Below are 23,948 nucleotides of genomic sequence, written 5' to 3' on the forward strand. Positions count from 1 at the left end.
CCCCGTCCGCGTGACGATCCATGGTCCAACGCCGCAACAAACAAGGAGAGTTCTCATGCCTGGTAACGATCTTCAGGTCACCGGCGGCATCACGCAAGCACTGCTTGACGCGCTGAACCAGATACACACCGCCGTTGCGGCCCAGCTTGTGAATCCCGACGGCACGCCGTCTGGCTCGGCAGTCTACATGCACCTTCCAGTCGGCCAGCCGATCGACCCGAAGATGTATGCCAATCCCTGGACGCCCGCCGGCGGCAGCGCCTACGGCGCGGTTTCCACCACGGGCGCTTTCTCAGCACCACCCGCTCCCCCTTCTGCCGGAACGCCCGCGACGCCGGCCGGTCAGCTGGCCGCAATGCCGGCACCAGATCCCAGGCTGCAATTGGCGATCAGCAGCGCCTTCAACACGGCTCAACGGGTTGACGACATGTTGATGGTCACCAACAAGGGGGTTGCGGTGTCGTGGCCCCAGCGAACCGTCAGTATCGAGTATTTCACAGCCCTGGCCGGCATGCAGGCGGAACCGATCCCTGAGCCCTCGACCGATATCAAGAAACGCATCGCCGATGCCCAGAAGACATTGTATCTGATGGATGCCGACGGCAATTTTACCGGCTATACGCCGCGCCACACCGCCTACAGACACAACCAGAAGGTGCTGGCAGATGCACGCAGCGAGTTCGCGCTCGCTTACTCCCAAGCCATGTCCGATCCTATCCAGGGACAGGCATGGCCGGTCACCAGCGCCAGATACCAGAACGCCGTCGACCAAGCCTATAACGACTTCAAGGATATGGGCGGGCAACAGATCGACGACGCGATTGCAACCCTTCAGTCCGTCGGCGGCAGCGCCGCGGCCGCCCTGATTGCCAAGGCCCGCAAGATGTACGACGAGTATAGCGTTGGTCTCGGTGGCGCCGTGGCAATCAAGGTGCCGTGGTCGTATATCGATCCGGTCTCCTGGTGGGATCACACCAACCATGACTTCGGGGTGATGAAAATCACCGCCACATCGAAACAGTACCAGGCGAGCGGTGGCGGCGGCCAACACAGCTTCGGACACAGTTTCTACAACAACGAGTCGTCATCAACATCGGGCAGCGTCGGCTACAGCGTTCTGGGTTTCGGCGCCTCAGCCAATGCATCGCACAGCGAGACCAGCCACAACGACGGTTGGAATGCCGACCAGTCCTCCTGGCAGTCGCATCAGGACAGCAGTTCTTCGGCAACTGTCACATTCGAGTGGTTCATGGCCAGCATCGAACGGCCATGGCTGCTTGGCGACCTTTTCCACATGGACGGCTGGTATCTCGCCGGTCAGAAGAAGAATGCGATCAGCGACGGGACCATCGAAGGTCAGATCGGCGACGTGCCCAAGCTGCTCCCGATGATCCCGAAGGGTTTTCTGATTGTTCGAAACGTGAAGATTACCGCTAATTCCTGGGGCAGCATGGGCAGCGCATTCCAGAGCGCCGTCGACAGCGCTAGCGGACACACGGAAAGCAGCTCCACCTCCTATGGCGGCAAGGTTGGTTGGTGCGGTATCGGCGGATCGGTCCAACATTCCAATTCGGACAGCAGCGGCGCATTCAGCAACCAGCACGATGCATCTCAGGGTTTTTCCTTCAGCAGCAATGAACACGGTGGAACGCTTGAACTTTTCGGTTCGCAGATCGTCGGCTGGGTAGGCCAGATACAGCCGGCCGCACCGCGCAAGGACGACCCTGCACTCAGCGCCGAAGTCGTGGCCAACCCTGCGACAGCCGCCAATGCCGGAGCGCCTGCGATACCGGCTGACGCGCCCGCTGCTCCGCAAGGCTGAGGTGTCCCTGTGAGCACGAACAGCGATCAGCTCGCGATCCTTGGCCAGCAAGTGGTGGACACGTTAATCGCGACCTACAACCCCAACAATGACCCGTCGTTGGCGCTTGCCATTCATCCGGGGCAGGCGCTAGCCGATGGCATCGTGCAAAATGGCGTGACCAATCCGCTGCGGCTGTCGGAGTGGCTGGAAGACCAGTACGACTACCCGCTATGGCTGAAACGGTCCGATGCCTCCTCCGTTTCCGCCTCGTCTGTCGGCAGTCTTACCGCCAAGTCTGCCTATTTGGCGATGATCCCATGGGCGCAACCGGGGGTTCCGGTTGATGCTCCTTCCTATGCGCGCATCGCCGCGATGGTTGCCGAGGCACGAAAAGATATCGGGGACAATCCCGATGCGCTGCCATTCAGCTGCGAGCCGACAGATTTCGCCGAGCCCAGCTGCACGGCCTGGCATGTCTTCGATCAAAGGATATCCCGCACTACCGCAACCACGACCGAGACACCCGGCGCCATTAAGGCAAATCCCCACTTATGGAAGATGCGAGTGTTGACAAAAGAGGTGGTGTCGAACCTCACCGCAGTTTCCGAGGCGGTCGAACGGCGCAAGGCATTTGCCGCCGAATTAGCTGTTGTGCCAAGGGTTGAAGCGGTCAGAAAGCTGCGCATGCAGCCACATCTCACGGACTACGCTACCCAGCCAGTCGAGTTTCTCGGTATCCAGGATGCAGCAAGCACCGCGGTCAATCTGAGCCAGTTCAGCGCGAACCATCTGGGTGGCCTCACCGCTTCGCCGCTCCACGCCCGGGCGCTGGCCGCTACCCTGCCAACATTCAGTCGAATTCGCGCTGCCCGGCGACACTTCACAGCCGAGGCAGATCACGTCTCGCCGCCCAGAGAGCAGCCAAATGCTTCCAGCACGCAAATGCAGTTGGACACCTCGCTCGTGAACCGATTGGCCACAATCCAGCTTCACGATCTCATTAAAAACCCGGTCGTAACGGAGGTAACTACCTCGGACAGTGAACTGCATGTGCATTTCGAGTATTGCATGCTCACCATCACCCGGCGGATCGCCGGCACGAGATGGTGGCATCCCGACCTCGTCGACGAGGAGGATTGGTATGTACCGGGAATGAAGCGCGGCGACATGATCAAGGCTTCGACCGACGAGACCTATGCGCATTGCCTGCCTCAGGGCCTGCTTCTGGTTCGTAACGTGGAATTCAGCGGCTCGTGGACCGCCGAAGCCCGCACGACGATGCAAAACGCCGTCTCGTTTCTGGGTCCCTTCCTGATGCAGGCGCCAACCGGCTCTACATCCAGCACGTCCGACCTCGAACAGATAAGTGTGCTTGGCGTGGGCGTTCAGGTAATAGGCGAGCTTTGCTTTCCATTGCCGCCGCTCCCGCCGATGGATGATCCGGCGGAATCGGAACGTCCCGTTGTCTAAGCAATCAACGACGCTCAATGAAGAGGGTAAGTGCGTTGTGGCCGGGCCGGACGAGGTGTCCCAGGCACCGGTATCATCGCGTGCACTCTGCGGTGCTGGCACGCTGCGGACTGTGGGCAAAGGTGGTCGCGGGAGCGCGCTGCCGCCTTTGCCATACCCACCGGAATACCGGTTCCGGCCTCGCTGCTGCGGCTGAACGAGCGGAGCCTATCCCGAACCTTCGCGCGCCGATTTTTACTAGCTTCCCGCCAGCGACAATCCACGGGCGCGCTCGCATAGCAGGGCAAGCAATTCGCTGCGCCTGGCTTCCGGCGTGTCGACGGGCAACACGAAACAAAGCGTCTTGTTGATGCCCCCGTCGCCATCGCGGATGGGCGCGGCCATGCACCAGGTGAAGCGGTCAGCCAGAGCGGCGGTCTCGCTGAAACCTTGCTGGCGCGCCAGTGCCACATCGCCGAAGAACTCGGCTGGCGCAATGACGCGGCCGTCGGGAAGCTTGTAGTCGCCAGGCGGAATGAAGTCCTGTATTTCCTGCGCGCTCATATGGCCGAGCAGCAGCCTTCCGGACGCCGTCCACGGGATCGGCACCTCGACTCCGACATCGCTTGAAATCCGGAACGGGCCGGGCGAGTCCCGGCAATCAAGGACGACGTATTTGTTCCCGCGCAGGCCACACAGTTGGACGGTCTCGCCCGTCTCCGCGCCTAGTCTGTCCAGGGTTTCGATGATGCGTCGATAATGGGCATTATGATGTGAGTAGGCCCAGCCGAACAGATGCATCGCCTTTCCGAAATAGACATAGCCTTCCGTCCCGACGTTCTCGAGCATTTCGGCTTCCAGCAGGCTGTTGACGATCTCATAAGTGGTCGAACGCGGCGCGCCGATCATCTTGGCGATATCGCCGACGCGCATCGGCGCGCGCTGCCGCAGAAGCGCTTCAAGCAGCGTGATGACGCGGTCAATCCCGCGGCGCCGTTCGCCATTGCGCGGCTCGGCGCGGACTTCCCTTTCGATCAAACCAGTGACGCCATCGCTCATGTGGGCCGCACCCCGCGCAAAATCATTTCGGCCCTCGTCTCAAGACGCTTGAAAGATGTCAAGGCTCAGTCTAGCATCCCATCTGTCCGATATACAGGCCTCTTGTCTGGAATATCGGACAATAAAGAGCCAGGCGCAGAGAGTCCTGACGAGAAAAAGGGCGGTTTCCGAGATGCGGCAACCGGCGGGTTTTCTCGTCTCGACCCCGCACGTCCAGGCATAACCTCAGAAGGGAACAATCATGACCAAATCATCGTTTTTCGCATCCGCCAGCGCCCTTTGCCTCGGTCTTCTCCTCAGCGTTGGCGCCGGTTCGCAGGCCAACGCCGCCGCTAAATGCATCAAGGGCGACCGCAAGGCGCCGTATACGATCGGCTGGGCCAACATCTATTCAGTTCCGACCTGGATGAAGCAGACACAGGGCACGATCGAAGCCGAAGTCGAAACTTTGAAGAAGCAAGGCTTGGTCGACAAGCTCGTCGTGACCGACGCCCAAGGCGACGCCAACGTCCAGATTCAGCAGATCCAGTCGATGATCGATTCCGATGTCGATGCCATCATCCTGATCGCTGGCTCGTCGACCGCGCCGGCGCGCGTGCTGGCGGACGCCTGCGCCAAAGGCATCGCGATCATCAATTTCGACAGCCTCGTCGACACCGACCAGGTGACCGCCAAGGTCAACACCGATTCCTCACAGTGGGGCGATCAGGCGGCCAAGTTCCTGATCGACGCCATCGGAGGCAAGGGCAAAATTCTGATCCTCAATGGCCCAGCCGGCGTTTCGGTCAGTGACGACCGGCGCAAAGGCGCCGATGCCGAGCTTAAGGCTCATCCCGATGTGAAAGTGCTTGCCGAAACGAACACGCCCTACAATGTCGCGCCCGCCCAGGAAGCGGTCACCAGTCTGCTTTTCGCCAATCCCGAAATCGACGGCATCCTGTCGCTCGGCGGCGCTCTGTCGGCGGGTGCCGTGCTCGCGCTCGACAAGCAGGGTCGCGACCAGGTGCCGATCACCGGCGAGAATGCGCGCCAGTTCCTCGAACTGTGGAAGGAAAAGGGCTTGAAGAGCTGGGCGACGATGCAGCCGAACTGGCTCGGCGCTTTCGCCACCTACACCGCCGTACAGGCGCTGGACGGCAAGGATGTGCCGGCTTTCGTCAAGATCCCGCTGCCGGTGATCGACAATTCCAACGTCGACGAATATCTCGCCCGGGCTAAGGATTTCCCGGCTGACGGTTACATCTATTCGCCGTTCGATGAGGATCTGTTCAAGAAGCTGCTGGCCCAGAAATAAGCCTGAAGGGTTGCAACATTGACAACCACGGCTACGCTTCTCGCCGCGCGGGGGGTGTCGAAGTCCTTCTTCGGCAACCCCGTCCTGCGCAACGTTTCCATCGCTCTGCAGCCGGGCCGCGTGCATGCGCTGCTCGGCGAGAACGGCGCGGGGAAGTCGACGCTGATCAACCTTTTGTCCGGCGCCCTGCGCCCGGACGGCGGGGCGATCGAGGTTGATGGACGCCCGGTATCGCGCATGAGCCCCGCTCATGCGCGGCATGCCGGGATCGCCGTTGTCCAACAGGAACTCAGCCTGACGGCCAGCCTCTCGATCGCCGAAAATATCGGGCTCGGCGCCTATCCCAAGAGATTCGGCTTGGTCGATTACACGGAACTTGCCGCACGGGCCAGGGCCGCATGTGATCTTGTCGGCCTTCGCGAACCGCTGTCTACGCCGGTGGGGCATCTGTCACTCGGCCGGCGTCAGATGGTGGAGATCGCCAAGGCGCTCTACCGGCGGCCGCGCGTGCTCATTCTCGACGAACCCACCTCATCGCTATCGGCAACCGAGACAAAAACCCTCACGGACTTGCTGGAAAGGCTTCGGGCCGAGGGCATCGCCATTCTCTACATCTCACACCGGCTGAACGAAGTGATGACACTGTGCCAGCATGTCACCGTACTGAAGGACGGCGCCTGCACGGCGGACCGCTCGCTGGAAGAAACTGATGCCGCCGGGCTGGTGCGGCTGATGGTCGGCCGCGACCCCGGCGATCTCTTTCCACGATGGCAGCCTTCGCCATCGCCAGCCAACGCCATCTCGGTTCGTAATTTTTCGGCCGGCCTGATGCGCGACGTCGATCTCGACATCAGGACAGGCGAGGTGCTTGGGATCGGCGGCCTGGTCGGGCAGGGGCAGGAAGATCTGCTGCTTGGCCTCTACGGCGCGATCCCGGCTAGGTCGGCATCCGCGACCGTAAACGCTGCTTCGGGTCTGCCGGGCGGCGTGCCGAAAGCCAATGCGCTCGGCCTCGCCTATGTCCCGGCCGACCGCAAGCGCGAAGGCCTGCACTTGATCCATCCCATCATCACCAACATGATGCTACCAGCCTTCGCAAGGCTGCCGGCGTTGAAGCTGCGCAGCCGGCGTGCCGAGCGCGATTTGGCGAGGGGACTCGCCGCCCAGCTTGCCATCAAGGGCGACCTCGATCGCCCGGCGCAGGCACTCTCAGGTGGCAACCAGCAGAAAGTCGCGCTGGCGAAATGGATGCCACACGATCCGCTTGTGCTTCTCCTCAACGATCCGACGCGCGGCGTCGATGTCGAGACCAAGCGTGAGATCTACATGATGCTTCGCAATCTCGCTGCCGCCGGCAAGGCGATCGTCCTGCTCAGTTCCGACACACCCGAACTGGTGCACCTTTGCGACCGCGTCGCCGTGGTCCGAGAAGGTCGCATCAAGGCCATGCTCGAGCGCGAGGCACTGAGCGAGGAAGTCATCGTCTCCGCCGCAATGGGCGCCGAACAGCAGAAAGTTGCGGCATGAGCACGGTTGTATCCTCAAGCCAAGCCGGCGCCCTCTACTGGCGAGTTCAGCTGCGCCGAAATGTTGGCGTGCGCAGCCTGTTTGCCGTGGTTCTGGCGTTCCTCGTTGCCTACGGCGTGTTGTTCCCCGGCCTCTTGACGGCGTCCGGCTTCGCCAAATTCACCCAGAGCTGGTTTCCGCTGGCGCTGGTCGCGATGGCCCAGGCGATCCTCATGCTCACCGGCGGCATCAGCTTGGCAATCGGCGCAATGGTCAGTCTCGGCGCGGTAATCGCCGCGACGACGATGATCGGGCCGCTGGGCGTAGCCGGCGGCACCGCCGTGGTGGCGCTGACCGGTATCGGCATCGGTGCCGCGACGGGGTTCATCGTCGTGAAACTTCGGTTGCCGGCCATCGTGGTGACGCTCGCCGGCTCCTTCATCATCGGCGGTGCTGCGTTGCTCATCCTGCCGAGGCCGGGCGGCGCCATTCCGGAGTGGCTGTCGGACCTGCTTGCCGGCAACACGCCGGCGGCATTCGTGTTGCTGGTGCTCGTCGTGCTTTTGTGGAAACTCTATCTCGCCACCCCGCTTGGGTTGAGCCTCTATGCCGCCGGTGAGAATCCGGTCGGCGCCTATCGCTCCGGCGTGCCGGTCGACGGCGCGCGGATCGCGGCCTATGCGATCAGCGGTCTGCTTTGCACAGGCGCCGGCCTGTTCGTCGCCGCGCAAACGGGTTCGGGCGACCCGGTCATAGGCACAGCCTTCACGCTGAATTCCATTGCCGCCGCGGTGCTCGGCGGAATCGGCTTCCTCGGCGGCCAGGGCACGATGCGCGGCGCGCTTGCCGGCAGCCTGCTGCTCAGCCTGATGATCAGTGTCATGTTCTTCCTCGGCTTCACGCCAGTTGCTCAGTATGTCGCCCAAGGCCTCATCATCATCGGGGCGGTCGCCATCCCGCAATTCCGCAAGGTGCAGCAATGACAGCACGGAAAGAGAGCGCGCGCGGCGGGCGGGCGTTGACGATCCTGCGCAGCCGGCCCTTCCTCACGGTCGCTATCGTTGCCGCGGTGTGGATCGCGGCGAGCTTCGCTTCACGTGGCTTCGGCGCTTATGGTCATTTGCGCTATTTGGTCGAGTTGGGCGCGGTGATCGGCCTGGTCGCGGCGGGCCAGACCTTCGTGGTGATTGCCGGCGGCATTGACCTTTCCGTCGCGGCGATCGTCACGGTCAGTGCCGTCAGCCTCCCGCTGCTCTCATTGCAGGCGGATCCGACCGGGCTCACAGCCGTTCTTGCAGTACTTGCGTTGACGACCGCGATAGGTCTCGTAAACGGGCTGGGCGTGGCGCTGTTGCGCGTTCATCCAATGATCATGACACTGGCGATGGCGACATTCCTGCAGGGCCTCCTGATCATCATCGCCGGCGGCAGCGCCGTGACCGCCGAGAACCCGCTGGTCAGCTGGCTCGGCAATGCGCGGCCAGCCGGTATTCCGGCAGGCGTGCTTTTGTGGGTGGTCATTTCCGTGATCGTTCTGACCACGATGCATGCGACATCCCTCGGCGCCCGGATTTTCGCGATGGGCGCCAATCCGCTTGCCGCGGCGCTGTCCGGAGTTTCCGTCGCCTCGACCACGCTCGCCGTCTACGGCATCAGCGGCTTCTGTTCGGGACTTGCCGGTGTGTTGGTCCTCGGCATGAACGGCCAAGGCTATGTCGGGATAGGAGATCCCTATCTCCTCGCGTCGATTGCCGCCGTGGTGCTCGGCGGCACCTCGATACTGGGCGGGCTCGGCACCTATGCCGGTACTATCCCCGGCGCGATCCTGCTGGTCACGATCACGGCGCTGATCACCGTCGTCAACGCATCGCCCGGCTGGCGCAGTATCCTGTTCGGGTCGCTGATTCTGGGGCTGCTGCTTCTCTCAGGCAGGGAGCAGGCCCGCCGATGAAATATCGTGCAGCCGGTAGATACGCCTTGCGTTGCCGAAGAACAGCGCCGTTTGCTCGTCCGCGGAAAGCTCTCCTGCAATGGCTTTGAAGCTGTCATATACTGCATCGAATGACGCATGCAGGCCGGCGACTGGGAAGTCACTGCCGAACATCGCTCGCTGCGTACCGAAACAGTCGATGCAATGCATGACAACCGGCTTCAGGCTGTCGAGTGTCCAATCATGATCGTAGGCGACCAGATCCGATATCTTGATGGCAGCGTTGTCGCACTCCGACAAAAGCCGCAGCCCTTCGCGCCACACCCGCATGCCGTCTGCATCGCGATCGATCGGGCTGCCGCAGTGGTTGAGAACAAAGAGTTGGTCCGGAAAGGCCGCTGCGAGGCGCGCCGCACCGGGGAGCTGGCGCGGAAACACCATCAGGTCGAAAACCAGCCGGTGGCGCCCAAGCAGGGACAGGCCGGCACGCCAGGCCTGATCGTCCATGATGCCGTCACGGGCAGCAAAACGGCGGGCAGGATCCGGATCCCAGCTCAGTATGTCGCGCACACCGACGACACGGTCGAATGCCGCCTGCGCCTCGACCAGCGCCGGCGCTTGGCGGCTCGCCAGCGGTATGTGAACAACATAACGGGCGGCCACGCCGCGCGACTTGTCGAGCGTTTCAAGCCACCGCGTTTCGCCGACGCATTCATCCCCGGTCCAGCCGGCTTCGACATGGACGGTTGCGACGACATTGTGCCGGCCGGCGTCGCGCAAATAATCTTCAGGAAGGTAGTTTCGCCGCAAGCGGCCAAGCTCCCCCAGACCGCCGCGTTCGCCAGCCGTTGTGGCGAGCCAGGGGTGCCGGCTGAGGCCGAGATCCCAAAGGTGATGGTGGGCATCGATGATCGGTCCGCGGTAAGGTGTTGGCACGCATCTCTCTCATGGTGTGGCCGGAATCGGAAATCGATCCGGACTTCATCCTGTAAAGGAAGGACTAGCATCGGATGACCGAAAGCTCACCCGTACTGTTGCTGGCGACCCGAGAAAATTTCCTGCTCGATGACCGTATCCGCGGCGTGCCGCCTGGCACCCTCGGCTTGGACAGCAGCCTTGTCGCATCTGAGCGCTGGCATCCAGCGGATGGGCGTATGTCGTTGCCGGTGTTGACCGTCGACGAGGGGGCCTTCATCGCCAATCGTGACCTGTTCCTGCGCTATGCGCGAGAGCAGGGCGCCGTGATCGCCCCGCATGCCAAGACCCCGATGGCGCCTGATCTTGCCCGGTCCCTGATCGAGGCCGGAGCATGGGGCACGACCGTCGCCGACATAAGGCAGGCCACGGTGATGCTCAGAGCCGGACTCTGTCGGCTGATCATCGCCAATGAGGTCGGCGGACCAGGTGGTGCGAACCGGCTTGCGGTTCTTGTCAGCGCCTGGCCAAGCGCTGAGTTCTACGTTTTCGCCGACTCGATCGCCGCCGTGAATGCGCTTGCCGAAGCCTGGCGGGCCAATGCGAGGCTGCCGCCATTGCGCGTGCTCGTCGAACTTGGTGCGGGCAGGGCAGGCGCCCGGACCACCGGCGAAGCCGAGGCGATTGCCGACGCGATTGTAGCAGCCCGCGGCCGGCTGCTGATCGCCGGCGTCGCAACCTATGAAGGTGCCGCGGCGCAGCCCGATCCTGACCGCACCGATGAGGCGATATCCGCCCTGCTGACAATGACAGCCGACATGTTCCTGCGGCTCCGCGCCCGCGTCGGCGGCGACACCCCGCTGATTGTCACGGCAGGCGGCTCGGTCTACTTCGACAAAGTGGTCGCAGCGCTTTCGCCTCTCGTTTCTAGGGACAGCAGCGCGACGCTGGTGCTGCGCAGCGGCGCCATCTTCTTCCACGACCATGGCGTCTACGACCGCTCGCTCGGCACACTCGACGCCCGCGAGGGTTTTGCAGTCGGCGGCTTCAATGCGTCCGCACGAAATTCGTTCCGTCCGGCTTTGCGCCTATGGGCCGAGGTACTGTCGCGGCCGGAGCCCGGCCTTGCGATCTGCGGCATGGGCATGCGCGACGTGTCGTTCGACCAGGGCTTTCCAATGGTCCTGACCATCTTTCGTGCCGGCAAGCAGCTGCCGATAGCGCGTGCCGAGGTCTTCAAGCTCAACGACCAGCACGCCTTCCTGACAATTGCGTCGGGCGACGACATTGCCGTCGGCGACACCGTTGAATTCGGCATCTCCCATCCCTGCACCTGCCTTGATCGCTATCGCGTGATCTTTGGCGTCGACGCGGCCGGGTATGTCAGCCACGCCTTTCCCACCTATTTCGGCTGACCATCGTCGCGCTTTCCAAAAAAAGAACGAAAGGATCCGATATGATCAAGTACTTCCAATCCGGCTCCCGCATGTCGCAGGCGGTCGTCTATGGCGGCCTCGTGCACATAGCGGGCCAGGTCGCAGACGATCGCAAGGCCGGCATCGAGGGTCAGACGAGCGAGGTACTCTCCAAGATCGAGGCGCTCCTGGTCGAGGCCGGCAGCAGCAAGTCGAAGCTCGTGGCGGTCAACATCTTCCTGCCGCAGATTGGCGATTTCGACGCAATGAACAGTATCTACGATGCCTGGGTGGATTCCGCCCGTCTGCCGGCGCGTGCCTGCGTCGAGGCGCGTCTCGCTGATCCTGACCTCCGCATTGAGGTCACCGCCGTCGCGGCTGTGTGAACCGCCGCCATGCACACCGGCATCAGCCATTCGCTCGATTTCGATCGGGACGGCAAGACGCTCAGCCATCTGAGCATCCCGTTCTCGATAGACCGTTCGCCATATTTCCAAATCAAGGTCCCGATCTGCCTCATGCGCAATGGTGAGGGTCCGTCGCTGCTTCTTATGGCCGGTAATCACGGCGATGAATATGAAGGCGAGCTGTGCTTGGCAAAGCTGGTCCGCCGGCTCGATCCAGCGCGAGTCAGGGGCCGCGTCACCATCCTGCCGATGGCCAATGTGCCGGCGGTGATGGCCGCCAAACGCTGCTCGCCGCTCGATGGCGGCAATCTCAATCGCGCCTTTCCCGGAGATCCGTCGGGCACGCCGACAAGCCGGCTCGCCAACTTTCTCGAGACAGACCTGTTCCCCCGACACGACATCGTCTTCGACATCCATTCGGGGGGCACTTCGATGGAACATCTGCCGACTGCACTCGTCGAGCGCAATGCCGATCCCGAGCGCCACAGGCGCGGGGTGGAGCTGATGCGGGCGCTCTGCATGCCCTATGGGTTCGTGGCCGACAATGGCCAGGCCTCGCCGACCTCCATGGGTGCAGCGCGCCGTGCCGGCGCCATCGGCGTCAGCGGTGAGTTCGGGGGCGGCGGCACCGCCACGGTCGACACGATGGCGATCACCGCTCGCGCGATCGACAATCTGCTGATTGCACTAGGCCTGGTCGACGGGCCAGTTGTTGGCGCGGAGTCAATGCATTCGATGCCGACGCGACTGCTTTCGCTTTCGCGGCATAGCCAAGGCCTCTACGCCGCCCGCCGCGGCTGGTTTGAACCCGCCGTGAGGGTTGGCGACAGCGTGAACGCCGGACAATTGGCTGGCTGGTATCACGATCTCGAAAGGCTCGATCTTGCCGAGGAAGCCTTGCATTTTGCCGAAAACGGCATCGTGCTTTCGCGGCGGCTGCATACAATGTGCGAGGCAGGAGACTGCCTCATGCAAGTCGCCGAACCCGTAGAAACCTAAAGGGAAAACGCACGGCGTCTAGCTGCTGCGCCACTCTGGAGAACTGAGGATATCTTATGCAGCTTTCCATGTGGACCTACCCCTGGGATGTCCAGGATCTCGGTTTCGAGATGGTCGAACGCGATCTGGTCGAACGCGCGGGACTCAACATGATCAGCCTTGCTGCCTCGTATCATGCGGGACGCTTCCTTCAGCCGCGCAGCCCGCGCCGCAAAGCCTATTTCCCGGAGGACGGCACGATCTACTTCAAGCCAACCGCCGCGCGATGGGCCGACCTCGCAATTCAGCCCAAGGTGGCGGACGTGATCTCGCAGGGAGGCGACGTGCTTGGCGAGCTCGTCCGCAGACGAGACGCCAATGGGCTCGGTGTTTCGTGCTGGACGGTGTGCCTGCACAACACCCGCGCCGGCATGCTTTATCCGCAGGTGGTTACCCGAAATGCCTTCGGCGATCCCAATTATTACAACCTTTGTCCCTCGCATCCGGATGCGCGCGCCTATGTTCGCGCGCTGGTCGCCGACGTTACGCACACCTACAAGCCGGACAGAATCGAGCTCGAAAGCCCGTCATTCATGAGCTTCGCCCACGAATATCATCACGAGAAAGACGGTGTCGGGCTGACCGCGGAAGATGACTTCCTTCTGTCGCTGTGCTTTTGCCCGTCCTGCCTCGCCCGCGCCGCTTGTGCCGGCATTGACGGCGAGGCGGCGCGCAAACTGGTCAGAGGGTGGATCGTCGAGACCTGTGATCGTGCCGTTCCGGCACCGCGTTTTCCGGACTTTCCGAACGGTAGCTTCGATACCTTCCAGCCCTGGCCAGAATTATACGACTTTCTGCTGTGGCGGTTCGAGCCGGTGACCAGCTTGGTTGCCGAGCTGCGCGACGTTGCCGATCCGGGCACACGTGTCCTCATCATTGACCTGAAGGACGGCTGGTTGGGCGGCTGCGATCTGGCGGCTCTCGGCCAGGCTTGCGACGGCGCGATCCTGTGCGCCTACGATATGCAGGCCAGCGATGTCGCAGATCTGATGGCCACTGGCCGTGCCACGCTCGGAGCAGAGAAATTCCTTGGGACCGGTTACCGGCTGTTCCATCCGGAAATGGCAGGCCCGGACATTCTCGCCGCCAAAGTGAAACCGGCGCTGGCGGCGGGCGTCGATGGCATCAATTTCTACAATTACGGCCTTGTACCTGCCGCACGCCTCGATTGGGTGAGTGCCGCACGATCTGTGTGAACAATCGATCCACTGCCGACCCAATAGGCCTAATTTTGCCTCGAGCATTGCGCGTAATGGAGAGGCGTTCGGAGGACTTCCCGCATGGATTCTCGCATTGCTTTGGCCGGCGGCCAGCAGCCTAGCTGAAAATCGAGGCATGGCTGTGAGGGCCACGCGGGAGGGAGGCGGGTTATACGGTGAAGCGCATCTTCCAATTTATTCGCTCTAGCGCATATTGAAATCTATCTTCTGAGCGTATATCTCATAGCTGGAGAGGTACGCTGTGGACCAAATCGCCCGAACGCCTAAGCAACTCGGAGATGCCATCCGCCGCCGGCGCCGCAAGCTCGGCCTGAACCAGGCCACTGTCGGGGAGCACACGATGCTACGCCAAGCGACCATCTCGGCCGTCGAGAATGGAGCGCCCGGGACACAGCTCGGAACGCTTTGCGACATTCTCGCAGCGCTCGACCTTGAATTGGTTGTCCGCTCTCGGACCAGAGCAAAGTCGACCGAGATCGAGGACGTCTTTTGATGGCTCGTCCGCGGCGGCACCTCCCGCTCAACGTCTTCTTGAACAGCCGTCTCGTCGGGCGGCTGAATAGACAATCCAGCGGCGCGATCGATTTTCAGTATGATCCGTCCTGGCTTGCCTGGGAGCATGCGCTACCAGTCTCGCTATCTCTGCCCCTACGTGAAGATCGCTATATCGGTGCACCCGTCATTGCCGTGTTCGACAATCTCCTGCCCGACAGCATCCCGATTCGCCGCCGTATGGCTGAGCGTGTTCATGCCCGAGGGATAGACGCCTACGACTTGCTTGCCGCTGTCGGACGGGATTGTGTCGGCGCACTGCAATTCCTGCCGGATGATGTCGAGCCGGGCCCCGCCGGTATTGTCGACGGCAAACCCGTTGACGATATCGAAATTGCTCGTCTCGTCCGCGATCTGGCATCGGCCCCCCTCGGGCTGGGCGAGGATGAAGATTTCCGGATCTCGATCGCTGGCGCTCAGGAAAAGACTGCGCTCTTGTTCTGGAAAGGACGTTGGTACAAGCCGCTGGCGACGACTGCTACAACGCACATCCTCAAGCCACAGATTGGACGCTTGCCAAATGGCATCGACCTTTCCTTCAGTGTTGAAAACGAATTTTTCTGCCTCAAGATGACAGCCGCCCTGGGACTCCCGTGCGCCGTCGCCGCAATCGAGGAATTCGAAGGCAATCGCGTGCTCGTAGTCGAACGTTTCGATCGCCGATGGACGAGTGACAACCGTCTCCTGCGCTTGCCCCAGGAAGACTGCTGCCAGGCTCTGTCTGTGCCTCCGTCGCTGAAATACGAATCCGATGGCGGGCCTGGGGTTCCGGCTATCCTTGGTCTGATGAAGGGAAGCGACCAACCGGAGCTAGATCAAGCTGCGGTTCTGAAGGCCGTGGTCGCCTTTTGGCTGCTCGGCGCCACAGATGGACATGCCAAGAATTTTAGCGTCTTTCTTTCTCCCGGCGGCCGGTTCCGCATGACGCCGTTATATGATGTGATCTCAGCGCAGACCAGCCTTGATGCGGGACAGATCAGGCGCAACAAAATGAAGTTGGCGATGGCTATAGGCGACGCACGCCACTACCTTATCGATAGCGTCATGCCGCGCCATTTCATCCAGACCGCCGCCAAGGCAGGAATTGGTCCAAAACCCGTCACAGCGATCTTTGACGAGCTGCGCCAACGGGCGCTAGCGGCAATCGAACTGGTTTGTGCATCGCTCCCAAAGGGTTTCCCTTCGCAAGTCGCAGATGCCATTGGCAATGGGGTCAAAGCTCGCGTGCGCAGACTGGAAGAGGTGTGATGCTTAAGATCGAGGCACAACCAGACTGATAGCCATTGGGACGTCCAAATGATCTTCTTTTAGCAGCAGCAACGCCGCGCGGGATGTAATCAGCGCACGGACTTGCCAGCCTGTAACTTTCTGACCAGGCCGATCAGCTGATCCAGATCAGCACGTGGAAGCGCAAGCATCTCGGCAGGGGGGTTGTGATATTCCCTTGTCAATTCCTCAATGGTTGCAGCACCCTTGGCCGTAAGCTTGACACGTTTCACACGGCGATCGCTTGGCGACGGAACCCGTTCGGCGAGCCCCGCCTGCTCCAACCGGTCGACCAGCCAGGTCGCCGTCGAAGGGTCGCAGTGCCATTGAGTGGCCAATGCTCCGATCGGCTTGCCCACATCTTTGTCGAGGGTGAAGAGGGCGCGCGAATCGTTGGGCGTCAGGCCTAATTTCTGCTGGATCGCCAACCGGTCCGGCGCGGACCGCATCAGGAAATCAAACATCAGGCGCCAAGCCTCGGTGGCGTGCTGCAAGCGGTCTTGGCCCGGTCCCATTCCACGCTCCTTCGTGTCTTGACACATATTTGGACCAATCATATGATTTGATCAATCAAAATATTTAAGTGATCAAATCAATGAGAGGAGATCCGAGATGACCAACACCACGGTTCTCGTCGTCGGGGGCGGCCTGAACGGTCTGACGGCGGCCGCCCTTTTGGCTCACAACGACATTCCGTGCGTCCTCGTCGAGCGCCATCCCGACACGTCAATCCAGTACAAATTTGCCGGCATTTCCCCGCGCAGCATGGAGATCTTTCGAAGCCTCGGCCTCGAGGAGGAGATTCGTGCAAATCGTACGGGGGACCAGCAGGCAGGCGCTATTGCGCGCGCCAGGAATCTCACCGATCCCGAGATTCAATGGGGCGGACCGGCGTGGCCGGATGCAAGTGCCCTCAGCCCCACGCAACCGGCGACGTGTGATCAGCACGTCCTGGAACCGATTCTGCGCCGCTACGCCGAGCGGAACGGTGCAGACATACGTTTCAGCACGGAACTGGTGGCTTTCGAACAGGATGAGAATGTCGTCCGCGCGGAAATTCGCGATATCGCGACCGGCGTAAAGGACGCCATCTCGGCCGACTATCTGATCGTCGCGGACGGTGCGAACGGCTCGATGCGAGAGAGGCTGGAGATCAGCCGCAGCGGGGCAGGCGGCCTTCAGCACTGGATAAATGTCGTCTTTGACACGGACATGCCTCCGACGATCGGCGGCAAGCGTTTCACGTCGTGCTTCGTGACGGACCTCAACGGGACCTTCCGCCCAGGGAGGGTGGACGATGGCTTCTGGCGATCCAATACTTTCCCGAAAAGGGCGAGAAACCCCAGGATTTTGATGAAGCCAGGTGCAGGGAACTGATCATACGAGGTGCGGGCCGGTCGGATATCACGACTAGGCTTGTCGATGCGCGCTCCTGGGAAGTGGCCGCGATGACAGCGCGCCAATTCCGCCGAGGCCGCGCGTTTCTTGTGGGGGATGCCGCACATGTGATGCCCCCAACAGGCGCTTTCGGTGGCAATTCAGGTATCCACGACGCCCATAACCTTGCCTGGAAGCTTGCGATGGTAACAGGCGGGCATGCCGGTCCCTCGTTGCTGGATAGCTATGACATGGAGCGCCGGCCGGTCATCGAGGCTACGTTGGCGCAAGCGCTCCCCCGCCTTCAGAAATGGTTCGACGATCCGTCGAAGCGATTGCCTCCCCCAGTCGCGATCGTCGAGGATTACGACGTGGTATTTGGCCAACGCTACGCTGCAGGTGTCGTGGCTCAGGAAGTCACGCGGGACGATCACCCATTCCAAAAATCCACGGAGTTGTCGTGCCGCCCTGGCACGCGTTTACCGCATTTCGCGGTCGGGCGTGCCGGCCAGCGGATTTCGAGTCTCGATTTGTGCGATCGCGACCCTCTTCTCCTCTGCGCCGACGACGCATGGTGTCAGGCCGCTGACGCCGTAAGCCAGCGCCTCCGCATGCCGCTGACCTGCCACGCCTTGGGTGCCAATGGGGGTCTGATTGATTTGGACCATCGGTGGCCTTCCGCGCTCGGGGTTGAAAGCGGCGGGCCGCCTTGGTCAGGCCGGGCGGGTTTGTCGCGTGGCGGTCAACGCACGGTGTGCCTGATCCTGTACAGATGCTGATCGAAATACTTGACGGCTTGGGTTTCCGCACGCAGGCGTGCGAACATCATCAGTGAGGGGCGGATGCCTCCGGTCTTCCGGCACGACTTCCTTGCCGATGTCGTCGCCGGGAATGCCGGCGATGTTCAGCCGTTTGCCCGTCTCGTCATGCCTCCTTCCTACTCGTTGTCACCGAGTAGGGCCGCGCCAACCGCTTCGGTCCTCCCCTTGTGTCGCTAAACTCGCATGGACCATCGTGCTGGCCTTTGGCATTGGAGGCCGAATGTCGCCGTTACGGCAAATGATCAATCAACTCGTTCAGCAGGAGCAGCAACGCCCCAGCGACGACAGCCGCGGCCGCGTCGTCCAGCATGATGCCGGCCCCACCCCTTACCTTGTCATGCATGATACGGATGGGCCAAGGCTTGACGACGTCGAAAAACCGGAAAGCAAGGAAGCCTGCTGCCCACCAGAGTGGGTCGAGCGGCAGCATGGAAAGCGTTACGGCGGCGCCGAAGGTCTCATCGATGACGACGATTTGCGGGTCCTCCGTCCCGGTATGGAAGATAACATGCGATGACGCCCATACGCCGACGGCGAACAGGGCCGCATAGGCAAGCACCGTCAGCCAAGGCGATGCGGGTATCAGAGCCGCGGCAACAGCCACTCCAACCATTGCGCCGGCCGTGCCCGGCCATGTTGGAGATAATCCCACGCCGACAGAGGTCGCGAGCAGGTAGGCGAACTTGGGTAGAAATTTATGCATCGAGTTTCGGCCGGCTTCCGACGGGTCGCAAGCAATCATAGTCACATCGTTCGGGTGTTGCCGCCAGACCGCCGCTCGATTTGCACACCGGTCACAAGGCATCGCCCAAACCGTGAAATGCTGTCGGGCAGCTGTCGCTGCGACCGGAAGTTCTGTTTCGCCGTCAGCTTGGCGAGCATCTTAATCCGCCGGCCACATTCGCCAAACGAGATCGCTTTTGCGGCGAGTTGAGAACGTTCCTGAGCCCGGTCTCGGCCCGCATTGGCCAACTGAAACGGTGGCGATGGTGGAACAAACCCGCAAATTGCTGGTAAAGCTCCGTCAAACGACATCATCAGAGGAGCCGCCATGATCGCCGGTCTCATGAAAAGTCGCATCGACCCGCTATGGGAGCAGGCCGCCTCTCCGCTGATCGGGATCGGCATGACGCCGAACCAGGTTACGGCCAGCGGGCTCGTGCTCGTGGCTTTGTCTTCGGCCGCCTACGCGTATCACCATTCAAGTCTTGCCTTTGGCTTGTGCCTGGCGTTTGCCTTCAGCTTCGACGCGCTGGACGGTGCGGTCGCCCGCCGGACAAATATGAGCACCAAGGCCGGTGGCTATTTCGACGCTATCGTCGACCGTTATCAGGAATTGGCCGTCTTTGCGGCAATAGGCTGGGTCGCCGATCTGTGGGCGATCGCAATGTTCGCGTTCGCCGGCGGGATTCTCACCAGTTATGCCAAGGCGCGGACGGCGCTGGAAATCCCTGTGGAAAACCATGGTTGGCCGGATTTCTTCGAGCGGATGGAACGTCTGGTGTTCATTTGCGTGCTGCTCGCCGCCGACGGAGTCGCGACTGCCATGGGCGCGGCTTCGCCCTGGATTCTGGCAGGCGGGTTCGCGTTGTACGCAGTGCTGGCCAACGCGACGGCCCTGCAACGGATCAGTCGCGCATTTGCGATGCTGAAACGAGCCGACGGGAAGCAGCCGTGAGACCGCTAGAACGCGAGCATCGTATTGACCGCCGTGGCTTTTCCAACAAAGTCGCGTCAGCGCCAGCCCAAGCCTGGGGCGACGTGGGTCAGGATCGCCTCGATGGCATGGACATTGTAGTCGACACCGAGCTGGTTGGGGACTGTGAGCAGCAGCGTATCGGCCTCAGCGATGGCTTCGTCGCCCTTTAGCTGCTCGATCAGGACGTCTGGCTCGGCGGCATAGGAGCGGCCGAACACGGCAAGCCTGTCTGCCTCGATATAGCCGAACTGATCTCCGCCCTGGTTGCCGCCGAAATAGGCGCGGTCGCGATCGTCGACCAGCGCAAAAATGCTGCGGCTCACCGACACCCGCGGCTCGCGCGTGTGGCCGGCCGCCTTCCAGGCTTCGCGAAAAGCCTTGATCTGTTCGGCTTGCTGGATGTGAAACGGCTTTCCGCCTTCATCGAATTTGAGCGTGGAACTCTGCAGGTTCATCCCAAGTTTCGCCGCCCATTCTGCGGTGGCGTTTGTGGCGGCGCCCCACCAGATGCGCTCGCGCAGGCCCTCCGAGTGTGGCTCGACGCGAAGCAGGCCGGGCGGGTTGGGAAACATCGGCCGCGGGTTGGGCTGGGCAAAGCCTTTGCCCAGCAACACTTCGAGCAGCACTCCGGTGTGTCTGCGGGCCATGTCGGCATCGCTCTCGCCCTCTTGCGGGGCGTAGCCGAAGTAGCGCCATCCGTCGATCACCTGCTCCGGCGAGCCGCGGCTGATGCCTAGCTGCAGACGCCCTCCGGCGATCAGATCGGCGGCGCCGGCGTCCTCGGCCATGTAGAGCGGGTTCTCGTAACGCATGTCGATCACCGCCGTGCCGATCTCGATTCGGCTGGTCTTCGCCCCAACCGCTGCGAGCAGCGGGAAGGGCGAGGCGAGCTGGCGGGCGAAGTGATGCACGCGGAAATACGCGCCGTCCGCACCCAGCTCCTCGGCGGCGACGGCCAACTCGACGGACTGCAAAAGCGCATCGGATGCCGTCCGCGTCTGCGATTGCGGCGAGGGCGTCCAGTGCCCGAACGAGAGGAAACCAATCTTCTTCATGAAATAGCCAGCCTAGAGGGAAGACAGGTGCAGACTATGCTTCGGCGCAGAGCAAAGCATCCCGAAAATCGGTACCGACGGCCCAGTTTGAGGTGAACGGTCCGTTGTTGATCAGCGATGCCGTCAATGGCGAGCCTGTTGCTGGCGCGAGCGCATCTAGGAAGGTGCCGCGAACGCGAGCACTATCGCGATGAGGATCAACAGCGGCCCCATCCATTTAAAATGGGTTCCAAAGTTGGTCCACCATGCTTGCTGGCCGGGGCGAGCTTGGAACGGGTCCGCGAGAAATCCGAAGCCGATGCCAGCCATCCACAACCCGGCGCAGAACATGATGAACTCGTCGATGTAATCCGCGACCATGTTCCGCAACTTTCGAATTATGCCGCCGCCACGTGCGCCGAATTCGAGCCGATATAGTTACGGATCGTTTCGATGATCCGGTCCTGGTCGGCCTCGCTCAGATAGGGATGCATCGGCAGGCACAGGATGCGCTTCGGCAGCTCTTCCGAAACGGCAAGGCCGGTCGGCGTGCGCGGGTAATCGCGATAGGCAATCTGGCTGTGCAGCGGTTTCACATAGTAGATGACCGACGGAATGCCCTTTTCACCGAGATGTGCCTTGAGCCCGTCGCGCTTCGGCGTTTCGATGGCGTATTGCGCCCAGGCCGAGCGGCCGCCGCCCAGATTGCGCGCCGTCTTGACTATATCGCCGAGACCTTCGGCATAGCGATTGGCGACCGCTTGCCGCGCCACCATCTCGTCCTCGAGGATGGCCAGCTTCTCGATTAGGATCGCCGCCTGCAGTGTATCGAGCCGTGAATTGATGCCGACGCGGACATTGTCGTATTGCGTTTCGCCCTTGCCGTGAAAGGCGAACGAGCGCAGCTGTTCGGCCAGCGGATCGTCATTGGTGAACATCGCACCGCCGTCGCCGTAGCAGCCGAGCGGTTTTGCCGGATAGAAGCTGGTCGAGCCGACGGTGCCGAACGAGCCGCACATCTTGCCGTCAGCCGAGCCGCCGGTCGCCTGCGCCGCATCCTCGATGACCATCAGGCCTTCGCGATTGGCGATGGCCATGATTGCTTCGTAATCGGCGGCGAGGCCGAACAGGTCGACGGGAATGATTGCCTTCGGCCTCAGCCGCCCCTCCGCCTTGATCATGGCGATTGCCGCCTCGAGGCTGGCGATGTCGATATTGTAGCTGTCAGCATCGACATCGACGAACACCGGCTCGGCCTTGGTCAGCGCCACCACTTCGGCCGTGGCGGCGAAGGTGAAGCTCGGCACGAATACCGCGTCGCCCGGGCCGATGCCGGCGGCAAACAGCGGCAACAGCAGCGCGTCGGTGCCGTTGGCGCAAGCGACCACGTGCTTGGTGCCGATATAGGCGGCGAGCTTGTTTTCGAATTCGGTGACCTGCGGTCCAAGAATATAACGACCTTCGTCGACGACGCGGTCGATTGCCGCCTTCAGCCTGTCGCGGATGCGTTCGCGCTGTGCGCCAAGATCGATGAACTGCATGTCGGCCTCAAACGGTTTTAGCCAGATAACCGGCCGCTGGTAGCAGACTTGGCACGGCCGAGAAAGCCGCAGGGCAAAGCCCTGAATTGCTCAAGTGTCGCAGCCTGTTACCTCTGGTTTCCGATCTGCCCTCTTAAACGCGGGAAAATCCGGGCTTCGGCATGCTTGATATGGGCTGCGCATCCCGCCCGCCAGGTTAGGCGAAACATAAAGTGATCGCCGGCAGGCAGTCCGTGAGGCGGTTGCCAGCCGGTCAGGCGAGTTCATGCCGCCATGGCGGATTGGCGCCGGCCCGCGAGACCGTCACCGCCGCGGCCTTGGCGCCGAGCGTCAGCGCCTTATGGATGGCTTCTTTCGGCAGGCCGGCGATTGCCGTCTTCGACAGCAGGCCCTGCTCGTGCAAGGAGGCAAGGATGCCGGCATTGAACGTGTCGCCGGCGCCGACCGTATCGACCACCTCGACCTTGTCCGGCACGACCGTGACCCGGTGCTGGCTGCTGTAACCAACCGCGCCCTCGCTGCCGTGGGTGACGACGATCAGCTTCGGGCCGCGGTCCAGCCAGTTGCGGACGACGTCCTCATGCGAGCCGGCTTCGTCGAACCAGTTCAAATCCTCGTCCGACAGTTTCACGATGTCGGCCATCGCCATCATGTTGCGGATGCGCCTGAGATGCCTGGCCTTGTCGGGAATGAAGTTTGGCCGGATGTTGGGGTCGAGCATCATCACGCGGCGCTCATGCTCACGTCGCATGAACTCCTCATAGGCCGATCCGGCCGGTTCCGAGATCAGGCTGATGGCGCCGAACAGCATGGCCTCGATCTCGCTGCCGAGCTCCGGCAGGTCCTCGATGGTCAGCATGCGCCCGGCGGTGTTCTCGTCATAGAATGTATAGGTCGCCTGGCCGTTGGTGAGCCGCACGAAGGCGAGCGTGGTCGGCCGCGGCGAGGTGTGCGCATAGGTGGAACTGACCTTGCTGGCCCCCAGCGCCTCCCTGAACTGCCCGCCGAACAGATCCGACGACAGGCCGGAGAAGAAGCCGGCCGGCGCGCCGAGTCGGCCGAGCGCAATGGCCGAGTTGAAGACGGCACCACCGACATAGGGGGCAAAGGCCGCTTCGCCCTCCGTCGTGGTGCGCGGCAGCATGTCGATCAGGGCTTCGCCGCAGCAGAGGATCATGAAGTCTTGCTTTCCGGCGGATAGATCACGCCCTTGCGAATGATGATGTTGGCGTAAAGCCGCGGCTCGCTCGTCGCGACGATCGCGTGCGCGGCCTTGACCCGTGCATAGAAGTCGGCGCCGGCAAGCGCAACCACCTTGCGGCCCGGCGCATGCCTGGCGCAGATCGCTTCAATCTCATGATGAACCGGATCGGCGAGCAGGGGATCGCCTTTAGCCGAGGCGCGAAACAGCGCCTGCGGCACGGCGTCGTCGACAGGCAACACGCTCAATACGGCATCCAGCACCGGGACGAGATGATGACCGTCGGCGCGGATCAGCCGCTGTGCCTGCTGTTCGGCCGGGTAGTTGCCGTCGACCAGCGCGATCTCGTCGCCATGGCCCATGGCGCGCAACATCGCCAGAAGCTCCGGGCCGAGCAGCGCCGGGATACCGATCAGCATG

The 23,948-nt window shown here is 62.1% G+C and carries 25 protein-coding genes; 15 read left to right on the forward strand and 10 right to left on the reverse strand.

Annotated elements, in window-relative coordinates; translation table 11 throughout:
- The first annotated feature begins 10 nt into the window (after positions 1 to 10).
- Together NKH29_RS17670 and NKH29_RS17675 are read left to right on the forward strand one after the other, a co-directional pair.
- Positions 11 to 1,822, forward strand: a complete 1,812-nt coding sequence (locus NKH29_RS17670; RefSeq protein WP_156948049.1) for a hypothetical protein — start codon at positions 11 to 13, stop codon at positions 1,820 to 1,822.
- A gap of 9 nt (positions 1,823 to 1,831) precedes the next feature.
- Positions 1,832 to 3,274: a hypothetical protein gene (locus NKH29_RS17675; RefSeq protein ID WP_352639592.1), complete on the forward strand. Its 1,443-nt coding sequence runs from the start codon at positions 1,832 to 1,834 to the stop codon at positions 3,272 to 3,274.
- Between the two features lie 237 nt (positions 3,275 to 3,511).
- On the opposite strand, the gene NKH29_RS17680 is transcribed toward NKH29_RS17675, so the two are convergent.
- On the reverse strand, positions 3,512 to 4,312 hold the full coding sequence (locus NKH29_RS17680; RefSeq protein WP_353000203.1) for an IclR family transcriptional regulator: 801 nt from the start codon (positions 4,310 to 4,312) through the stop codon (positions 3,512 to 3,514).
- A gap of 241 nt (positions 4,313 to 4,553) precedes the next feature.
- Between NKH29_RS17680 and NKH29_RS17685 the strand changes: the two genes are divergently transcribed.
- Genes NKH29_RS17685 through NKH29_RS17700 form a run of 4 tightly spaced genes read left to right on the forward strand, consistent with a single transcriptional unit; the run spans position 4,554 to position 9,063 of the window.
- The gene (locus NKH29_RS17685) at positions 4,554 to 5,606 is read left to right on the forward strand and encodes a substrate-binding domain-containing protein (RefSeq protein WP_031193806.1); all 1,053 of its coding nucleotides are present in this window, start codon (positions 4,554 to 4,556) and stop codon (positions 5,604 to 5,606) included.
- An 18-nt stretch (positions 5,607 to 5,624) separates the two neighbouring features.
- A complete protein-coding gene (locus tag NKH29_RS17690; RefSeq protein ID WP_023718472.1) occupies positions 5,625 to 7,133 on the forward strand; it encodes a sugar ABC transporter ATP-binding protein in 1,509 nt (502 codons plus the stop codon).
- Entirely contained in the window at positions 7,130 to 8,095 is a 966-nt protein-coding gene (locus tag NKH29_RS17695; RefSeq protein ID WP_023718471.1) for an ABC transporter permease, read from the forward strand. Before NKH29_RS17690 ends, NKH29_RS17695 begins: the two co-directional genes overlap by 4 nt.
- A complete protein-coding gene (locus NKH29_RS17700) occupies positions 8,092 to 9,063 on the forward strand; it encodes an ABC transporter permease (RefSeq protein WP_156948048.1) in 972 nt (323 codons plus the stop codon). Before NKH29_RS17695 ends, NKH29_RS17700 begins: the two co-directional genes overlap by 4 nt.
- Here the strand turns inward: NKH29_RS17700 and NKH29_RS17705 are convergent.
- Positions 9,037 to 9,978: an amidohydrolase family protein gene (locus NKH29_RS17705; RefSeq protein WP_023718469.1), complete on the reverse strand. Its 942-nt coding sequence runs from the start codon at positions 9,976 to 9,978 to the stop codon at positions 9,037 to 9,039. The genes NKH29_RS17700 and NKH29_RS17705 overlap by 27 nt on opposite strands.
- Before the next feature lie 74 nt (positions 9,979 to 10,052).
- Here NKH29_RS17705 and NKH29_RS17710 point away from each other — a divergent pair, with 74 nt between their 5' ends.
- From NKH29_RS17710 to NKH29_RS17735, 6 genes are all read left to right on the forward strand, one after another.
- Positions 10,053 to 11,372, forward strand: coding sequence for an alanine racemase (locus tag NKH29_RS17710; protein WP_353000205.1), 1,320 nt, complete (start codon positions 10,053 to 10,055; stop codon positions 11,370 to 11,372).
- Positions 11,373 to 11,413: 41 nt separating this feature from the next.
- Positions 11,414 to 11,758: a RidA family protein gene (locus tag NKH29_RS17715; RefSeq protein WP_023718467.1), complete on the forward strand. Its 345-nt coding sequence runs from the start codon at positions 11,414 to 11,416 to the stop codon at positions 11,756 to 11,758.
- 9 nt (positions 11,759 to 11,767) lie between these two features.
- Positions 11,768 to 12,778, forward strand: a complete 1,011-nt coding sequence (locus NKH29_RS17720) for a succinylglutamate desuccinylase/aspartoacylase family protein (RefSeq protein ID WP_023718466.1) — start codon at positions 11,768 to 11,770, stop codon at positions 12,776 to 12,778.
- A 56-nt stretch (positions 12,779 to 12,834) separates the two neighbouring features.
- Positions 12,835 to 14,013 (forward strand): hypothetical protein, encoded by a 1,179-nt coding sequence (locus NKH29_RS17725; protein ID WP_023718465.1) that lies wholly within the window; start codon positions 12,835 to 12,837, stop codon positions 14,011 to 14,013.
- A gap of 265 nt (positions 14,014 to 14,278) precedes the next feature.
- Positions 14,279 to 14,530: a helix-turn-helix domain-containing protein gene (locus tag NKH29_RS17730; protein ID WP_023718464.1), complete on the forward strand. Its 252-nt coding sequence runs from the start codon at positions 14,279 to 14,281 to the stop codon at positions 14,528 to 14,530.
- The gene (locus tag NKH29_RS17735) at positions 14,530 to 15,837 is read left to right on the forward strand and encodes a type II toxin-antitoxin system HipA family toxin (protein ID WP_023718463.1); all 1,308 of its coding nucleotides are present in this window, start codon (positions 14,530 to 14,532) and stop codon (positions 15,835 to 15,837) included. The genes NKH29_RS17730 and NKH29_RS17735 overlap by 1 nt, the downstream gene beginning before the upstream one ends.
- 89 nt (positions 15,838 to 15,926) lie before the next feature.
- On the opposite strand, the gene NKH29_RS17740 is transcribed toward NKH29_RS17735, so the two are convergent.
- Positions 15,927 to 16,370: a MarR family winged helix-turn-helix transcriptional regulator gene (locus tag NKH29_RS17740; RefSeq protein WP_353000206.1), complete on the reverse strand. Its 444-nt coding sequence runs from the start codon at positions 16,368 to 16,370 to the stop codon at positions 15,927 to 15,929.
- A 97-nt stretch (positions 16,371 to 16,467) separates the two neighbouring features.
- On the opposite strand from NKH29_RS17740, the gene NKH29_RS17745 reads away from it, so the two are divergent.
- Positions 16,468 to 17,232, forward strand: coding sequence for an FAD-dependent monooxygenase (locus NKH29_RS17745; protein WP_353000207.1), 765 nt, complete (start codon positions 16,468 to 16,470; stop codon positions 17,230 to 17,232).
- Positions 17,166 to 18,011 (forward strand): FAD-dependent monooxygenase, encoded by an 846-nt coding sequence (locus NKH29_RS17750; protein WP_353000242.1) that lies wholly within the window; start codon positions 17,166 to 17,168, stop codon positions 18,009 to 18,011. The genes NKH29_RS17745 and NKH29_RS17750 overlap by 67 nt, the downstream gene beginning before the upstream one ends.
- Positions 18,012 to 18,282: 271 nt before the next feature.
- Here the strand turns inward: NKH29_RS17750 and NKH29_RS17755 are convergent, their stop codons facing one another.
- Positions 18,283 to 18,756: a phosphatidylglycerophosphatase A family protein gene (locus tag NKH29_RS17755; RefSeq protein WP_352483659.1), complete on the reverse strand. Its 474-nt coding sequence runs from the start codon at positions 18,754 to 18,756 to the stop codon at positions 18,283 to 18,285.
- Between the two features lie 41 nt (positions 18,757 to 18,797).
- A complete protein-coding gene (locus NKH29_RS17760; protein ID WP_352850207.1) occupies positions 18,798 to 19,091 on the reverse strand; it encodes a hypothetical protein in 294 nt (97 codons plus the stop codon).
- A 13-nt stretch (positions 19,092 to 19,104) separates the two neighbouring features.
- Between NKH29_RS17760 and NKH29_RS17765 the strand changes: the two genes are divergently transcribed.
- The gene (locus NKH29_RS17765) at positions 19,105 to 19,731 is read left to right on the forward strand and encodes a CDP-alcohol phosphatidyltransferase family protein (protein WP_051409644.1); all 627 of its coding nucleotides are present in this window, start codon (positions 19,105 to 19,107) and stop codon (positions 19,729 to 19,731) included.
- Between the two features lie 56 nt (positions 19,732 to 19,787).
- On the opposite strand, the gene NKH29_RS17770 is transcribed toward NKH29_RS17765, so the two are convergent.
- The 5 genes from NKH29_RS17770 to NKH29_RS17790 all read right to left on the reverse strand — a co-directional run bounded on the left by NKH29_RS17770 (position 19,788) and on the right by NKH29_RS17790 (position 23,947).
- Entirely contained in the window at positions 19,788 to 20,807 is a 1,020-nt protein-coding gene (locus NKH29_RS17770) for an LLM class flavin-dependent oxidoreductase (RefSeq protein WP_352483658.1), read from the reverse strand.
- 156 nt (positions 20,808 to 20,963) lie between these two features.
- Positions 20,964 to 21,167: a hypothetical protein gene (locus NKH29_RS17775; protein WP_023718458.1), complete on the reverse strand. Its 204-nt coding sequence runs from the start codon at positions 21,165 to 21,167 to the stop codon at positions 20,964 to 20,966.
- Between the two features lie 17 nt (positions 21,168 to 21,184).
- Positions 21,185 to 22,327: a DegT/DnrJ/EryC1/StrS family aminotransferase gene (locus tag NKH29_RS17780; protein WP_352483657.1), complete on the reverse strand. Its 1,143-nt coding sequence runs from the start codon at positions 22,325 to 22,327 to the stop codon at positions 21,185 to 21,187.
- Between the two features lie 253 nt (positions 22,328 to 22,580).
- Positions 22,581 to 23,504, reverse strand: a complete 924-nt coding sequence (locus NKH29_RS17785; protein ID WP_352483656.1) for a carbohydrate kinase family protein — start codon at positions 23,502 to 23,504, stop codon at positions 22,581 to 22,583.
- Complete coding sequence (locus NKH29_RS17790; protein WP_023718455.1) at positions 23,501 to 23,947, reverse strand: RbsD/FucU family protein; 447 nt, start codon at positions 23,945 to 23,947, stop codon at positions 23,501 to 23,503. Before NKH29_RS17790 ends, NKH29_RS17785 begins: the two co-directional genes overlap by 4 nt.
- Position 23,948 lies beyond the last annotated feature (1 nt).

Source organism: Mesorhizobium sp. M1295 (assembly GCF_040318135.1).
Lineage (GTDB): Bacteria > Pseudomonadota > Alphaproteobacteria > Rhizobiales > Rhizobiaceae > Mesorhizobium.

What these genes read in the sequence shown, in the direction of transcription:
- NKH29_RS17680 (WP_353000203.1), bottom strand. Translation starts at nt 4,312, where the DNA reads ATGAGCGATGGCGTCACTGGTTTGATCGAAAGGGAAGTCCGCGCCGAG.
- NKH29_RS17685 (WP_031193806.1), top strand. Translation starts at nt 4,554, where the DNA reads ATGACCAAATCATCGTTTTTCGCATCCGCCAGCGCCCTTTGCCTCGGT.
- NKH29_RS17695 (WP_023718471.1), top strand. Translation starts at nt 7,130, where the DNA reads ATGAGCACGGTTGTATCCTCAAGCCAAGCCGGCGCCCTCTACTGGCGA.
- NKH29_RS17700 (WP_156948048.1), top strand. Translation starts at nt 8,092, where the DNA reads ATGACAGCACGGAAAGAGAGCGCGCGCGGCGGGCGGGCGTTGACGATC.
- NKH29_RS17710 (WP_353000205.1), top strand. Translation starts at nt 10,053, where the DNA reads ATGACCGAAAGCTCACCCGTACTGTTGCTGGCGACCCGAGAAAATTTC.
- NKH29_RS17715 (WP_023718467.1), top strand. Translation starts at nt 11,414, where the DNA reads ATGATCAAGTACTTCCAATCCGGCTCCCGCATGTCGCAGGCGGTCGTC.
- NKH29_RS17720 (WP_023718466.1), top strand. Translation starts at nt 11,768, where the DNA reads ATGCACACCGGCATCAGCCATTCGCTCGATTTCGATCGGGACGGCAAG.
- NKH29_RS17725 (WP_023718465.1), top strand. Translation starts at nt 12,835, where the DNA reads ATGCAGCTTTCCATGTGGACCTACCCCTGGGATGTCCAGGATCTCGGT.
- NKH29_RS17735 (WP_023718463.1), top strand. Translation starts at nt 14,530, where the DNA reads ATGGCTCGTCCGCGGCGGCACCTCCCGCTCAACGTCTTCTTGAACAGC.
- NKH29_RS17740 (WP_353000206.1), bottom strand. Translation starts at nt 16,370, where the DNA reads ATGGGACCGGGCCAAGACCGCTTGCAGCACGCCACCGAGGCTTGGCGC.
- NKH29_RS17745 (WP_353000207.1), top strand. Translation starts at nt 16,468, where the DNA reads ATGACCAACACCACGGTTCTCGTCGTCGGGGGCGGCCTGAACGGTCTG.
- NKH29_RS17755 (WP_352483659.1), bottom strand. Translation starts at nt 18,756, where the DNA reads ATGCATAAATTTCTACCCAAGTTCGCCTACCTGCTCGCGACCTCTGTC.
- NKH29_RS17760 (WP_352850207.1), bottom strand. Translation starts at nt 19,091, where the DNA reads ATGATGTCGTTTGACGGAGCTTTACCAGCAATTTGCGGGTTTGTTCCA.
- NKH29_RS17765 (WP_051409644.1), top strand. Translation starts at nt 19,105, where the DNA reads ATGATCGCCGGTCTCATGAAAAGTCGCATCGACCCGCTATGGGAGCAG.
- NKH29_RS17770 (WP_352483658.1), bottom strand. Translation starts at nt 20,807, where the DNA reads ATGAAGAAGATTGGTTTCCTCTCGTTCGGGCACTGGACGCCCTCGCCG.
- NKH29_RS17775 (WP_023718458.1), bottom strand. Translation starts at nt 21,167, where the DNA reads ATGGTCGCGGATTACATCGACGAGTTCATCATGTTCTGCGCCGGGTTG.
- NKH29_RS17780 (WP_352483657.1), bottom strand. Translation starts at nt 22,327, where the DNA reads ATGCAGTTCATCGATCTTGGCGCACAGCGCGAACGCATCCGCGACAGG.
- NKH29_RS17785 (WP_352483656.1), bottom strand. Translation starts at nt 23,504, where the DNA reads ATGATCCTCTGCTGCGGCGAAGCCCTGATCGACATGCTGCCGCGCACC.
- NKH29_RS17790 (WP_023718455.1), bottom strand. Translation starts at nt 23,947, where the DNA reads ATGCTGATCGGTATCCCGGCGCTGCTCGGCCCGGAGCTTCTGGCGATG.